This is a genomic window from Rhodococcus sp. ACPA1, assembly GCF_002300195.1.
Lineage (GTDB): Bacteria > Actinomycetota > Actinomycetes > Mycobacteriales > Mycobacteriaceae > Rhodococcus_F > Rhodococcus_F opacus.
Genome location: NZ_NSDX01000008.1, coordinates 424686 through 438323, shown reverse-complemented (window position 1 = coordinate 438323; position 13638 = coordinate 424686). Strand labels below are relative to the sequence as shown.

The following is a 13638-nucleotide window of genomic DNA, read 5'->3' as shown; positions in this document are numbered from 1 at the left end:
GGTGGTCACGATTACGGCATCACCAGGGTCGGTGCTGACGCGGAGCACCTCGATGATGCCGGTCATCGCCGCCGACTCGTCGAACGTTGCCAGACCCGTCCCATCGCCCACGTCGCTGCCGAGATGGGCATCTCCCGCGCCTGCGCCAGCAAATGGGTAACCCGCTTCCGCGAGTTCGGGGAACTGGGACTGCTGGATCGCCCGAGCGTGCCCCACCACCAACCAACCGACCGCCACCCCCACCTCGGTGGTGGCACGGATCGAGAAGCTGCGCCGCGACAAGAAATGGTCCGCCCGCCGCACCGCCCACGAACTGAGCAGTGATGGCACCACGATCGCCGTGCGCACCATCAGCCGACACCTGGCCCTCCTCGGATTGAACCGGCGCAAGTTCCTCGACCCCACCGGTGAGAGCAACCGTGAACCAAGGCGAATCGTCGCCCGCTGGCCGGGGCTTATGGTGCACGTGGACGCGGGTGAAGGTCGGGCGGATACCGGAAGGGCGGTGGCTGGCGTGCCCACGGCAAGCGCTCTGACCAGGCGAAGGCCGTCGAACGCGCCAAGGCTGCCGGAGCCCGCGCCGGCTACGTGTACCTGCACTCCGCCGTCGACGGGTTCTCCCGCCTTGCCTACACCGAGGCTTTGACCGATGAGAAAGCCTCCACGGCAATCGGATTCATGCATCGAGCCCGGGTGTTCTTCGCTGCACACTTCCGTCGGCCACATCAATCGGATCGTCACCGACAACGGCTCATGCTACCGCGCGAAAGACTTCGCCAATGTCCTGCACGGCGCGCGCCACCGGCGAATCAACCCATACACCCCACGGCACAATGGCAAGGTCGAGCGCTACAACTTCGATCCTGTCCGAGGAATTCCTCTACGCCCGAACCTGGACCAGCGAGCAGCAGCGCTCACGAGCTCTCGAAGTGTGGAACGTGCACTACGACTACCATCGACCTCACACTGACGCCTGAAACCGGCCACCCGCGAGCAAGTTCCACGCCGGTGTCACCAACGTTATGGCCTCATCCAGCTAGAGGACTCTTGTTATGCGCTCGCGGCAAGGGCCAGCCACCGTGCATTGGCTCGTGCGATGGCACAATTCGTAAGGATTTGTTGGATCGATGTCGCGCGGCGGGGTGCGATCAGACTGACGCACGCAATCGCAGCATGAAGGACATGCAACGGCATTTCGACTACTCCTAGGTCTGTGGCGAGATCCCAAGTCGGTACATCGACTACTCCGTGAATGCCGACGGCCCGCGTCCCGAGGCTGGCTACAGGTCAGAATGCTGCTCGCCAGCCTCTATGAAACCTTCAACAACAAGGGTTCTGAAGCACGCGAAACCCACATCAGTGTGATTCGGGTGTCAACGATCTGGAACTGAGGGTGTTCGCTTCGATCCCCTTCCGGGGACCTCTGGCGTTGATAAGCTGACCGGACCGAAAGGTCGTCCGTGGATAGTGGGTCAGAGGTTGGAATATAACTGGTCGGTCAAGTAGCAGCTTTCGAGCGATGACGTCGCCGACCAGGGCGGTGACGTCATCGCCTTCGACACTCAGTTCACGCACCCAGGCCAACAATTCGATCGACGGTGCTCCGCCGGAGTACCGCACCAACGTCGATCGAGGAATCGACCGGAGCCACTTCCCTCTACTGGTTCCGCGGTCAGGCGGGGTTGCGGCCGATGAAGAACTCTCGGAACGGATCCATACTCGGCTCCAGTCCGGCGTCGATCAAGCCCTTGCGCAGCGCGGCCATCTGGTGGTCATGGATGCGCTGGGTGGGTTGCCGCAGCGGGCCGCCGTTGTAGCCCTGCAACCACCCCTGAAACTTCCACGCCTGGCGGTTGAGGAACGATCCGCCGTGCATTCCGTTGAATAGTCCGGCTTTGACCTTGCGCGCAGGATGCAACTGCCAGTAGATCTCGGTGGCGTCATCGTATTTGCCGTCGCGCAGCAGCTGCATCACACGCGGAATCATGGGTCCGAAGTATTCGTGATCGCTGGTGGCCGAGAGCTGGATGGGAATGACTTGCGAGAGCGGGATCAGTTCGCCTTCGATGGGGATCGAGATGACGATCTCCTCACCGAAGAGGCGATGGCATTCGATCGCGCTCTGGATGCTCGGGAAGCCGCCTTCGGCTTTTACCACCGCGAGATTGGGGATCTCGTCGATCATGCGGCGAATGAGGCGGGTGGGGATATCGGACGGATGAATGCGGCCGCTGAAGCCCCAGATCACCATCGGGAACAGGATGATACCCAGGTTCGTCGCGTCGGCGACGGCCTTGGTGTAGTCGAAGATCTCCTGCTCGGACTCCGGGTAGAAGTTCGGCGGGTAGGACAGCAGCACTAGATCGGCGCCGGCCTCCTCTGCGCCCCGGACGGCTTCGATGTTCTGCTCCAGATCGTTCCAGCTCGCGTGGTGGACGATGTAGAAGTCATCGCCGGCCTCGTCCTTGGAAATCCGCAAGAAGTCCAGGTATTCCGGCAGGGTGATGCTGATTTCCGAGATACCGAGACTGCCAATGAAACCGTGTTCCTTGGCGAGGCGGATATCGTGGCGAATGCCTTTTTCGTTGATGCGGCGGAGGTCGTTCGTGAACGATGGAATTGTGCAGTTGACGGCGCCGACGAGCTTCTCGCGGGCCCATTCCCGGGCTTCGGAGCGTGTGTAAACAGCCATGACGGGCGTTCCTTCCGATTTTCGATCAATTGATTTCGATGTGTTGGCCGGTTGAACGGCTCCGGTCAGTTCGCGCCGCTGCCCGCCCACGCGAGGTACTTCATCTCCATGTACTCGTCGATGCCGTAGATCGACCCTTCCCGCCCCAGGCCGGACTGCTTGATGCCGCCGAAGGGCGCGGTTTCGTTGGAGATCAGGCCGGAGTTGATTCCGACCATGCCAGCTTCGAGGGCCGCCGCCACACGCCAGATTCTCTCGGCGTATCGACTGAAAACATAGGCGGCCAAGCCGAATTCGGTGTCGTTTGCCTGCCGGATCGCATCCGCCTCGTCGGTGAACGGGATCAGCGGGGTGATCGGGCCGAAGGTCTCTTCGCGGGTGACCTTCATACCGGCGGCGACATCGGCCAACACCGTCGGCTGGTAGAACTGCCCGCCCCGGTCATGTCGCGCACCACCGCACACCACACGTGCGCCGTGGGCGACGGCGTCGGCCACATGTTCTTCGACTTTGGTGACAGCAGACTGGTCGATCAGCGGGCCCAGCATGACGCCCGGCTCGAAACCGTCGCCGACCGGAAGGCCGGAGACCCGGTTGGCCAGCTCCGCGGTGAACCGCTCGTAGATGCCGGTTTGCACATATACCCGATTGGCGCTGATGCACGCCTGACCGGTGTTGCGGTACTTCGCGGCGAGCACACCCGATACGGCGACCTCGAGATCCGCGTCGTCGAAGACGAGTACCGGCGCGTTCCCTCCGAGTTCCATCGATGCCTTCTTTACCGTCGCCGCCGACTGCTGCAGCAGCAGCCGCCCGACCTCCGTCGACCCGGTGAAACTCACCTTCCCCACCAACGGGTTTCCGGTGAGTTCCGCGCCGACCTCCCCCGCCTTGCCGAGCACCACGCTGAACACACCCGCCGGCACCCCGGCACGAGTGGCCAGCTCCGCGAGAGCCAGGGCGGTGAGCGGTGTTTGCCCAGCAGGCTTGACGACCATCGTGCAACCCGCGGCCAGCGCAGGAGCAACCTTGCGAGTGATCATCGCTGCGGGAAAGTTCCACGGCGTGATCGCGGCGCACACCCCGATCGGCTCCTTGAGCACCAGGACGCGGTTCGCGGGATCGGGTGCCGGGAAGACATCGCCGCGCACACGTTTAGCCTCTTCGGCGAACCATTCGATGAACGATGCTGCATATGCGATTTCACCGCGCGCCTCGGTTACCGGCTTGCCCTCCTCGAGGACGATCAACCGCGCCAGATCCTCGGCGTGCTCGTTGACGAGGTCAAACCAGCGCCGGAGGATCTGGGCGCGTTGCTTGGCGGACCGGGCCCGCCAGCCGGGCAGGGCGCGGTGTGCTGCGTCGATGGCCGCGGCGACCTGCGGACGGCTCAGCGAGGGCAGGTCGGCCAGCTGTTCACCGGTCGACGGGTTGGCGATGGTGAAACGCCCGGATTCACCGTTTTCAATCCACTGTCCGTCGATATAGGCCGCAGTGCGGAACAGGGTGTGGTCCGCGAGCGTTCGGCTCCCGGTGGCAGCAGTGCTCATGGTGCGTCCTTTACTTGTGAACCGGTGGGATGCGGATGGGCAGTTCGGATCCGAGCCCGGACGTGCGGGCGGCGTCCGCGCACATAGCGGCGACGGCCAAGTCCTGAACGGCGGAGCCGACGGACTTGTACACGACGATCTGTTCGGTGGTCGTGCGCCCAGGGTGCCTTCCGGACACGAGGTCGGACAGCGCCGCGATCCGGTCGGTGACGTCGATGCCCGCCTGCGTCGCGGCGATGAGATCGCCACTGTCGTGCAGTACTTCTTCCAGGACGTCGGCGATGACGACGTCGGCGCGTGCGATCACATCCGGATCGACCTCGCGCTGCTCCCGCACGGTCGATCCGATCGAGACGACGGTCATTCCCGGTTCGAGCCACGCGCCCAGCAAGATCGGCGATTCGTTATAAGATCGCGCCGCGCAGATCACCACGGATGCGCCCGAAACCGCTGCCTGAGGTGACTCGGCGGCGATGATCGACGTGTCCAGATCGGCGAGTTCGTCGGCGAAGCGCGCCCGGCTCTCCGCTCGCGGGCTGTACACACGCACGGCTTCGAGCTTGCGCACCGCCGCGAGGGCGCGAACATGTTTCTTCGCCTCGAAACCCGAACCGATGACCGCAACCGTGACCGGTCCGGGTGCGGCCAGCAGGTCGACCGCCAGCGCCGATGTGGCCGCGGTGCGGTAGCCGGTGATCGAATTGCCGTCGAGCAGCGCCACCAGTTCCGCGGACTCCTGATCGAACAGGGAGATGAGGTACGAGAACTTGCGCACGCCGATCGCGCCGGCGATGGTCTTTACGCCCATCAACCCGCCGCTGCCCGGCGCGCCGCTCATCGACCGCAGGAACGAGGTGCCGCCGCGCGCAATGGTCCGGGCCGGGAATCGAGCATCGTCGGGAGCCGCCCGATAGGCGTCACGCAACGCGGCGATGGCCGGCGTCCAGTCGAAGGCCGATCGCACCGCGGCGTCGTCCAGCAGGAGTGTCAATCTTCTCCCCTTCCTTTCCAGAAGGTTGCGATACTATACGGATCGTATCGTATTGGGTTGTGGGTTTCTAGCCCCAGACTCACCACCGTCGGCTGACGACCGGAGAGCCCAGGGTCATCCACCCATCGAGGCGTAACTAGGAAGCACTGGGCTTCGGTGCCGACTTCCGGCGGGCGGAGGTGTCCGTGGTAGCGGACAGCCCTGCCGGGGATCGGACGGTGCGGGACTGGTCCTCCGCCCCGGTCAGATGCGTTCGATGATGGTGGCGTTGGCCATGCCCGCGCCCTCGCACATGGTCTGCAGGCCGTAGCGTCCGCCGGTGGCCTCGAGGTTGTTGACCAGGGTGCTCAGCAGGCGGGTGCCCGAAGAGCCGAGTGCGTGCCCGAGCGCGATGGCGCCGCCCCACGGGTTGAGCTTGGCCGGGTCGGCCCCGAATTCGTGCGCCCACGCCAGCGGCACCGGCGCGAACGCCTCGTTGACCTCGTAGCGTCGATGTCGTCGATGCTCAGCCCCGACTTCGCGAGGATCTTCTTGGTCGCCGGGATCGGCGCGGTGAGCATGAAGACCGGGTCGTCACCGGCAACGGCGAACGAATGGAACCGGGCCCGCGGCGTCAGTCCCAGCTTCGACGCCATCTCCTCGCTCATGATCAGCGCCGCGGACGCGCCGTCGGTCAGCGGCGACGAGTTGCCCGGGGTGATGTGCCACTGCGCCTCGGGGAACCGGGCCGCGTACTTCTCGGAGTAGAACGACGACTTCAGCCCGGACAGTCCCTCGGCGGTGGTGGAGGCGCGCACGGTCTCGTCGGCGGTGTGGGTCACCGTCTCACCGGCGGCGTTGGTGACCGAGATCGGGACGATCTCCTTGTCGAACAGACCCTTCGACAAGGCGTCGGCGGCCCGCTGATGCGACTGCGCGGAGAACACGTCGAGGGTGTCGCGGTCGAACTTCCACTTGGCGGCGATCAGTTCGGCGGAGATGCCCTGGTTGACCAGTCCCTCGGGGTAGCGGGCGGCGATGCCCGGGCCGGACGCGTCCTGACCGATGGTCGTCGTGCCCATCGGAACGCGGGACATCGACTCCACACCGCAGGCGATCACGATGTCGTAGGCGCCGGCGATCACGCCCTGCGCGGCGAAGTGCGCCGCCTGCTGGCTCGAGCCGCACTGGCGGTCGACGGTGGTGGCCGGAACCGAATCCGGGAATCCGGCCGACAGCACCGCTGTCCGGGAGATGTTGAGGGCCTGCTCGCCGGCCTGCCCGACGCAGCCGCCGATGACGTCGTCGACCTGTGCGGGGTCGATGCCGTTGCGTTCGACAATGCTGCGGAGCACGTGCGCGAGCAGTTCCACCGGGTGCGTGCCCGACAGCGCACCGCCGGGCTTGCCCTTACCGGAGGCGAGGCGGACGACGTCCACGATGACAGCGTTCGTCATGGAATTCCTTTCGCGCCATTCACTTGTACTTGGTGACGGCGTGGGTCTCGGACAGACATGCATCCTGATTGAGTGTGGGGCTTGCCGGAGGCCGAGGGGCTCGTAAGAGTCCGGCGGAAGGTACCGCCCCCTGCCAGCACCCCGGCCTCCGGCTCGGCACCGCGTACGTCGTTCAGTTGACGTCCTGGACCTCGAAGGGATACGGCCGCGGCTCAGGCCACCACGGGGCCTTCTCGCGGGTCTTACTGATCGGTGACCGCAATGTGCCAACGGACTCGAGTTCGAGTTCCACTACGTCACCGGGTGAGAGTGTCTTGCCGAGTTCGAGTCCAGACCCGAATCCCAGAGTGCCGGAACCGATTATGTCGCCGGGCTGGAGGTAGTCGGCGATCGAGACATATGCGACCAATTCGGCGGGGGTGTACACCATGTCCTCGGCGACGCAGGAGGACCATAGTTCGCCGTTGACCCGCACGGATCCCGTCAATCCTTCGATGGACGAGACCTCATCCATGGTGGTGATCCATGGGCCGATGCCGTAGGCGAAGTCCTTACATTTCTGCGGGCCCATGCCGATCGCCATCTCTGCGCCCTGCACGTCTCGCGCGCTGAAATCGTTGAAGATCGTGATGCCGAAGACGTGGTCGAACGCATCGTCCGGCGTCAGATTCCGTCCTCGCCGGCCGACGATGTAGCCGATCTCGAGCTCGTAATCGAACGCGTCCGTGAAGTCCGGGTAGGGAATCTCTTCGTTGTGCCCGTACACCGTCGCGGTCGAGCCCTTGAAGTACCCCGGAATTTTGTAGATGTTCGGATTGGGCAGCGCGTGTGCGACCTTCTCACTGAAGTTGACGATGTGCTGACTGAAGGTCAGCCCATCCCGGATCACCGGGGAATCCACCGCTGCACACCACTGGACCTCGAGTAACGGCAGTGATGCGTCGTCCGCGGCTCCGAGTGCCTCGTGCGCAGCATCCAGAAAGACATCGCCGCCACCGATCGCGGCGGCCATGCTGGACGGAAAGATGGAGCGGGCAATCTTCGACGCGCGCTCCGGCTCCGCACCCGAGCGTTGCAGCGTCAGCGCATATGCCTGCGCCAGGTCGATCACCCTTTCGGTATCGGGCTGCACCGCGACGATTCGTGCGCGCGGACCGTCCGGGGTCGGTCGCACCACCCTGCCTAGCTTCATTGTGGCCTCCTAGTTTGTTCCGTAATCCTATACGATACGTCTCGAACCGCAATAGGTTTGATGACATCATCTACAACTCCGTTTCGGCGGGTTGCGGGATGAGAGAAGCCGGCGAAGTCCGCGGAGTGGGCGTCGGCAGTGTGGCGAAGGCACATGCACACATGGCGGCCAATGCTGCGCACAGGATGAGTGCTGCTGAGTACGTGCCGAGGGCATCAAACAACATCCCGATGAGCAATGGCGAGATGCCTGCCGCGATGACGAAGCCCGTGTACATCCAGGAATATGCTCGGGCGTATCCCGCGAGTGCGAAGTACCGAGCGGTGAAGAAGCCGATCATGTCGATCTCGCCGCCGATGGCCAGCCCCAAGGCAATGGCGGCGAGTGGAGCGAAAGCGACGCCTCCGACGATCAGGAAGCATGTACCGGCAGCACTCAAGGCGCAGACCCCTCCGGCAACCAGTCCCGGGCGGACATGATCGAGCAGAAATCCCACCATGACCCGACTTCCGATGACAGCGAATCCGATCAGGGACGCCAAGGTCGCGGCCTGCGACGGCTCCACATCCATCGACCGCAACATTGGAACGAAATGTGTGAGCAAGCCCGTGAAAGCGAATGACATCACGAAGAACGTGATCAACAATCTCCAGAAGCACCGGTCTCGACGAATCGCGGCGAAAGTCGAGCGGGCACGCACGGGAGCAGGCACATCGAGTTCAGTGCACTCGGCGAGGTCGTCGTCCTCCCCCGAGTGGCCGTTGCCGAGGGCTCTTTCAAAAAGGCGGGCACGGGAGCGATACCGCTCGCGGCGATCACAGCGAGCACAAGAAACCCTGCGCGCCAACCATATTCGACAATGACGCCATTGACGACGAGCGGAGCGACGGCCGCGGCGACACCGATCCCAGTCATCGCGAGTCCGAGGGCAAACCCGCGCGACTTGACGAACCACAGGCTTACCGTTCGCGTAAATCCGACCGGGCCGGATGCGCTGGCGAGGAAGCCGAGTGCGAACATGACCGCAAGGAAGACGGGGACGGTGTCGACGATTGTCGCGAGGGCAAGGTATCCGGATGCGAAGGACAGTTGCCCGAAAACAATGACTCTCCTCGTCCCGAAGCGGTCGATCGCGCGCCCCGTGCATACCGTTCCTGCTGCGACCCCCGCGCTGACCAGCAGCAGACCGAGACCGTACGAGGTCTTACTCAGTCCGATGGCGTTTTCGAGGTCGGCCGTGAACAAACCTATTGTGTACAGCAGCAATCCGGAGATGCCGACCGCCGACCCGAAGCCAGCGATGACGATAGTTGGCCATCCGCGCCGGATCTCTTCATTACTGACCATGGGCACACACCTTCGACAGGGAGGGAAATCGAGCATTGGTATTTCGAGACGAGCGGGGATCGCTTCGTGTAATTGGCGTCACATCGCCTGCGGGCTATCTCAACCTATCCCACGGAGTTCGTAAATTTCATGCACCCGTGGAACTTCCACGGTTGAACGGTAGAAGCTGCCCGCAAGGGATGGCGGAGGACCACGCCGAACCAGCGGCGCCGTTCGTTGTCGCTCCGTGGGCGGTCCGCGTGCCGCTGAGAGCTACCGAAGGTTCAGGTGCCGATCCGTCGAAGGCTCCGGTGCGGCGCGCTCGGCTCTCTCGAACCGCAGTTGAGAGCTGTTGTGGCAGCGGGTTTGCGAAACGCCGGGAGCGCAGGACTGTGCGCGGGTGCGACACGCGGGTGTGTCGTAGTTGGGCGGGGTGGTGCAGGGACTGTTCAGCCTGCGGAGATCGCGGCGGATCGCGCGGAGAGCGATTTGAGATCGAAGCCGGCCCGGGTCAGGTCGGTCAGGCTCGGCCGCCGCGGTGCGGACAGTACTTTGCGGGCGGCGAGGTGCACGGCGGGCTGGTTCACCGATTCGACGGCGACGAGGACGTCGTCGCGGAAGCGGAAAGTGGAGAACTTTCCGGTGGTGGGGTCGGTGGGGACAACGGTGCGATCGGTGGGACCGCCGACGCCGGCGATCTGGATCTTGCAGCTGCCTTGGTGGCTCCAGAACCACGGGAGGTCCTGGTAGCCGGTGGGGGTCCCGGTGAGTGTGGCCGCCAGGGCCCGGGCCTGGTCGACCGCGTTCTGCACCGATTCCCGCCGAACCCTGGTCCCGGCGTGTGTGCAGGGAAAGCTGACGCAGTCGCCGATCGCCCAGATGTGCTCGTCGCTGGTGCGTAGGAATTCGTCGACGTGGATGCCGTTGTCGATTCGCAGGTTTGCGGCGGCGGCCAGATCGGTCTGAGGGTCCGCGCCGATACCGATGACCACGAGGTTGGCGGGGAAGCGGCGGCCGTCGTGTCCGACGACGGCGGAGACACGTCCGTGGGCGTGTTCGATCGCCGACACCTGCACGTCGAATTGAAAGTCGATACCCGCGGCGCGGTGAGTGACGGTCAGCTGGTCGGTGGTGGCATAGGTCAGGGCGCGGGCGAGTGGCCGGGGACCGTATTCGACGACGGTGACGTCGATGCCGCGCCGGGCCGCCGCGGCGGCGAATTCGAGTCCGATGAAACCGGCGCCGATGACGACGGCGGCCGTCGCGTGGTCGAGGTCGTCGTGGAGGAGGGTGGCGTCGGCGGCTGTCCGCAGGTAGTGCACCCCGGGTCCCTGTGCGCTGGGAAGGGTGAGGCGTCGGTTGCGGGAGCCGGTGGCCAAAACAAGGTCGTCGTAGTGCATCCGGGTGCCGTCTGCGCACCCGATGGTGCGGGTGCGCGGGTCGATTCCGGTGACAGCGGTGCCGCGCCGCAGGTCGATCTCGTGATCGTGATAGAACTCGGTGCCACGCAGCGGCAACGGTTGCGGATCGCCTTCGGCGAGGTAGTCCTTCGACAGTGGGGGGCGTTGGTAGGGCAGTTCCGATTCGGCGCTGAGCACCGTGATCGGGCGATCGTGGCCGCGGGTTCGCAGGGAGTCGGCGAGCTGGATCCCGGCATGGCCCGCGCCGATGATGATCGTCGCGCTCATGTCAGATCTGGCTTTCCGGGAGATCGACCTCGAGACCGTCGAGGGTGGTGGTGACGAGGATCTGGCAACCCAGACGGGACCGCTGCGGGGCGCGGGCGGTGGCGGTGCAGTCGAGCATCTCGTCCTCGTCCTCGCCGACGTCGGGTAGATCCGTCAGATGCGCGGAGCGGATGTAGACGTGGCAGGTGGCGCACATGGCCTGTCCGCCGCATTCGCCGACAATGCCGGGGATCGAGTTGGTGACCGCGGCGCGCATCAGGGATGTGCCGTCGGGGACGTCGAGGACGTCGCTGCGACCGTCGGGCTGGTGGAAGGTGATTTTTGGCATGGAGGTCTCTCTCTTTTCTCAGTTGTCCCAGGTGACCGGGAGATCGGTCAGTCCTCGGAACACCCATCCGTCCCATCGGGTTTCGCGGGTGGTATCGACGCGCAGGGTGGGGAAGCGCTCGTAGAGCAGGGGCACCGCGATCTCTCCGACGGCGCTCTTGGCCGCCCAGTGGCCAGCGCATAGGTGGACCCCGCTGCCGAACGCCAGGTGTGGGCGGCGTGGGCGGGAAATGTCGAACACCGTGGGATCGGCGTCGAAGTAGCGTTCGTCGCGATTGGCGGAGCCGACCACCACACCGATGGCGGCACCGGCGGGCAGGCGCACTCCCCCGAGCACCACCGGGCGGGTGGTCTGGCGGGGGTACATGCCGATCGGCGACAGCCAGCGCGCGGTCTCGTCGAACACCGCCGGCCACAGCGAGCGGTCCACGGATACGTGCCGTTGCTGGTCCGGATGCCTCGACAGCGCCCACACCATGTTGGTGATCATGTGCTGCGGCTCGTTCATTCCCCCGGTGATGGTCAGTTTGACGTTCGCGGCCACCGCCTGCCGAGGCAGTCCGCTGCCGACCAGTGCCGAGGTCATCGACTCATTGGGATGCTTGTCGTAGAAGGGAATCAGGGCATCGAGCAGGGCGTCGACCTCGGTGCGGGCCTGCTCGCAGCGGACCCAGATGTCCGGATCGTCGAGCAGGTTGCCGGTGCCGGCGATGAAGGCATGAGACCACCGCCGCATGTCCTCGACATCGACATCCGGCAGCCCCAGCAGATCGATCAGGTTCTGTGATGCCACCGGTGCTGCGTAGTCCCGGTTCAGTTCGGCAGCCCCGGGACCGGCATCGGCAAGGACGTCCAGATAGGTACGCGCGTTGCGGGTGAACACCTCGGACCATACGGACTTGACCATCTTCGGACGCAGGGTGGGATTGATCGTCGATCGTTCGGACGCATGGTCGGGATCGTCCTTGCGCAGCATCGGATGCCCACCCAGCGCGCGCAGCATGGTCGCGCCGCTGCCCCCGACATCGGCGGTGTAGGTCTGCTGGTCGCACTCGATCTCGTGGCATTCGTGGTAGCTGGTGACCAGGTACTTGTTCACGGCCGGGACCCACGCCACCGGCGCCTCGTGGCGAAGACGCCGGTACGTCGGGTACGGGTCGGCGGCAAGTTCACCGGGCGCCACCCAGTCGACTTCGGGTGCCGGGGGTAATTCAGCCGGGTCGACGGTGCCTCTTTGCGGAAGTGCGCTCTCGCCGGCGGAGGCCGGGGCGTGGGTCACCGGACAGGACATTGGCCGCGTGGCTGCCGTGTCGGTCATGTCGTTCTCCATCTTGTGCGTGTTGTGCACCACATTGGGGTTGAGACTTAGTTCACATCACCGAGTAATTCTCGTAAAGTGATCAAAAATGGCAAATATCTTCAGTTGAACGGAAGTTTCAGATGGGTCAGCTCACCGTCCGCCAGCTCGAGTTGTTTTCCGCCCTCCCGCGATATGGGACGTTGTCGGAGGCTGCGGCTGCGTTGCACATATCCGAATCAGGTCTGTCACAGGCGGTTTCGGAGGTAGAGCGAATTGTGGGGGAGCAACTGTGCGTGCGTCGCAAGGCGAAGGGTTTGCAGCTGACGCCGGCGGGGCAGTACTTCGCCCATCGTGCGCGTCATCTCGTCGACGAAGTGTCCTCCCTCGTCGGTGATCTCGCTGCCACGCGTGGGGAGATCACCGGCCCCATTCGGGTCGGTTGCTATGTAGGGTTCGCCGCCACGGTGCTGCCGCCGGTGCTGGCGCACTTCGCAGGCGCACACCCGAAGGCCAAGGTCGGGGTCCGGGTCGGTGGGGACGACGAGCTGCTGCCGTCACTGGCCGACGGCACCTTGGACTTCGCGGTTCTGTACGACATGTTTCTACCCTCGGACCTCAACAAGCGGGTGGTGTACGAGACCGAGGTCATGGCCGTGCTGCCGGCCGACCATCGACTCGCCGACCGGATCAGCGTGGCCTTGCACGAGCTCGCCGAGGAACCTCTCGTTCTGCTCGACTCGGCGCCGAGCACGGCCAACACCCATCGAATCTTCGCCGAGCAGGGGGTACAACCCACTGTCGGCACCGCCGTTCCCACAATCGATCTCGTCCGGGCTCTGGTGGGGCGAGGAGTCGGATACGGCCTGCTCATGTCCCGTCCCAACTCTCCCGACACCACCTCCGAAGGACGACCCCTGGTGACGCGACCGCTCACCCCTCGTGCCGGCCGCACCAGCGTGGTCGCGACCTGGCCCCGGCACATGACCCTCAGCCCGCGGGCACAGGTCTTCCTCGATCATCTCGTGCACAGCTTGTCCCGGGCCGGGGAGTCATCGCATCAACACTCCGATGCGCCCGACCCGATGTCGGCGAAAGTCACTCCGTGAACCCGTCTCTCGTATACCCACTCCCCCGTC

General features: G+C 64.7%; 10 protein-coding genes and 2 pseudogenes. 2 read left to right on the top strand and 10 right to left on the bottom strand.

Translation table 11 applies throughout. From position 1 onward, the window contains the following. Positions 1-18: 18 nt before the first annotated feature. Positions 19-974 (top strand): annotated as a pseudogene (locus CJ177_RS35055) (IS481 family transposase); the annotation flags it as partial. A gap of 698 nt (positions 975-1672) precedes the next feature. Here the strand turns inward: CJ177_RS35055 and CJ177_RS35050 are convergent. The 10 genes and pseudogenes from CJ177_RS35050 to CJ177_RS35005 all read right to left on the bottom strand — a co-directional run bounded on the left by CJ177_RS35050 (position 1673) and on the right by CJ177_RS35005 (position 12520). Then, positions 1673-2692: a dihydrodipicolinate synthase family protein gene (locus CJ177_RS35050; RefSeq protein WP_095869855.1), complete on the bottom strand. Its 1020-nt coding sequence runs from the start codon at positions 2690-2692 to the stop codon at positions 1673-1675. A gap of 65 nt (positions 2693-2757) precedes the next feature. After that, a complete protein-coding gene (locus tag CJ177_RS35045; RefSeq protein WP_095869854.1) occupies positions 2758-4242 on the bottom strand; it encodes an NAD-dependent succinate-semialdehyde dehydrogenase in 1485 nt (494 codons plus the stop codon). A gap of 10 nt (positions 4243-4252) precedes the next feature. Next, a complete protein-coding gene (locus CJ177_RS35040; protein ID WP_095869853.1) occupies positions 4253-5233 on the bottom strand; it encodes an ornithine cyclodeaminase family protein in 981 nt (326 codons plus the stop codon). Positions 5234-5476: 243 nt separating this feature from the next. Next, positions 5477-6669: pseudogene (locus CJ177_RS35035) on the bottom strand (acetyl-CoA C-acyltransferase). Positions 6670-6841: 172 nt separating this feature from the next. Continuing rightward, the gene (locus tag CJ177_RS35030; protein ID WP_095869852.1) at positions 6842-7861 is read right to left on the bottom strand and encodes a fumarylacetoacetate hydrolase family protein; all 1020 of its coding nucleotides are present in this window, start codon (positions 7859-7861) and stop codon (positions 6842-6844) included. Between the two features lie 70 nt (positions 7862-7931). Further along, complete coding sequence (locus CJ177_RS35025) at positions 7932-8561, bottom strand: MFS transporter (RefSeq protein WP_166680754.1); 630 nt, start codon at positions 8559-8561, stop codon at positions 7932-7934. Continuing rightward, positions 8501-9208: an MFS transporter gene (locus tag CJ177_RS35020; protein ID WP_206016350.1), complete on the bottom strand. Its 708-nt coding sequence runs from the start codon at positions 9206-9208 to the stop codon at positions 8501-8503. The genes CJ177_RS35025 and CJ177_RS35020 overlap by 61 nt, the downstream gene beginning before the upstream one ends. A gap of 428 nt (positions 9209-9636) precedes the next feature. Next, the gene (locus CJ177_RS35015; RefSeq protein ID WP_095869850.1) at positions 9637-10875 is read right to left on the bottom strand and encodes an NAD(P)/FAD-dependent oxidoreductase; all 1239 of its coding nucleotides are present in this window, start codon (positions 10873-10875) and stop codon (positions 9637-9639) included. 1 nt (position 10876) lies between these two features. Then, on the bottom strand, positions 10877-11203 hold the full coding sequence (locus tag CJ177_RS35010; RefSeq protein WP_095869849.1) for a 2Fe-2S iron-sulfur cluster-binding protein: 327 nt from the start codon (positions 11201-11203) through the stop codon (positions 10877-10879). Positions 11204-11221: 18 nt separating this feature from the next. Further along, the gene (locus tag CJ177_RS35005) at positions 11222-12520 is read right to left on the bottom strand and encodes a cytochrome P450 (RefSeq protein ID WP_241031736.1); all 1299 of its coding nucleotides are present in this window, start codon (positions 12518-12520) and stop codon (positions 11222-11224) included. Positions 12521-12642: 122 nt separating this feature from the next. On the opposite strand from CJ177_RS35005, the gene CJ177_RS35000 reads away from it, so the two are divergent. Beyond that, a complete protein-coding gene (locus CJ177_RS35000; protein ID WP_095869848.1) occupies positions 12643-13608 on the top strand; it encodes a LysR substrate-binding domain-containing protein in 966 nt (321 codons plus the stop codon). The last annotated feature ends 30 nt before the right edge of the window (positions 13609-13638 follow it).

Coding starts and splice junctions, on each gene's coding strand:
- CJ177_RS35050 (WP_095869855.1), bottom strand. CDS start 2,692: ATGGCTGTTTACACACGCTCCGAAGCCCGGGAATGGGCCCGCGAGAAG.
- CJ177_RS35045 (WP_095869854.1), bottom strand. CDS start 4,242: ATGAGCACTGCTGCCACCGGGAGCCGAACGCTCGCGGACCACACCCTG.
- CJ177_RS35030 (WP_095869852.1), bottom strand. CDS start 7,861: ATGAAGCTAGGCAGGGTGGTGCGACCGACCCCGGACGGTCCGCGCGCA.
- CJ177_RS35020 (WP_206016350.1), bottom strand. CDS start 9,208: ATGGTCAGTAATGAAGAGATCCGGCGCGGATGGCCAACTATCGTCATC.
- CJ177_RS35015 (WP_095869850.1), bottom strand. CDS start 10,875: ATGAGCGCGACGATCATCATCGGCGCGGGCCATGCCGGGATCCAGCTC.
- CJ177_RS35010 (WP_095869849.1), bottom strand. CDS start 11,203: ATGCCAAAAATCACCTTCCACCAGCCCGACGGTCGCAGCGACGTCCTC.
- CJ177_RS35005 (WP_241031736.1), bottom strand. CDS start 12,520: ATGACCGACACGGCAGCCACGCGGCCAATGTCCTGTCCGGTGACCCAC.
- CJ177_RS35000 (WP_095869848.1), top strand. CDS start 12,643: ATGGGTCAGCTCACCGTCCGCCAGCTCGAGTTGTTTTCCGCCCTCCCG.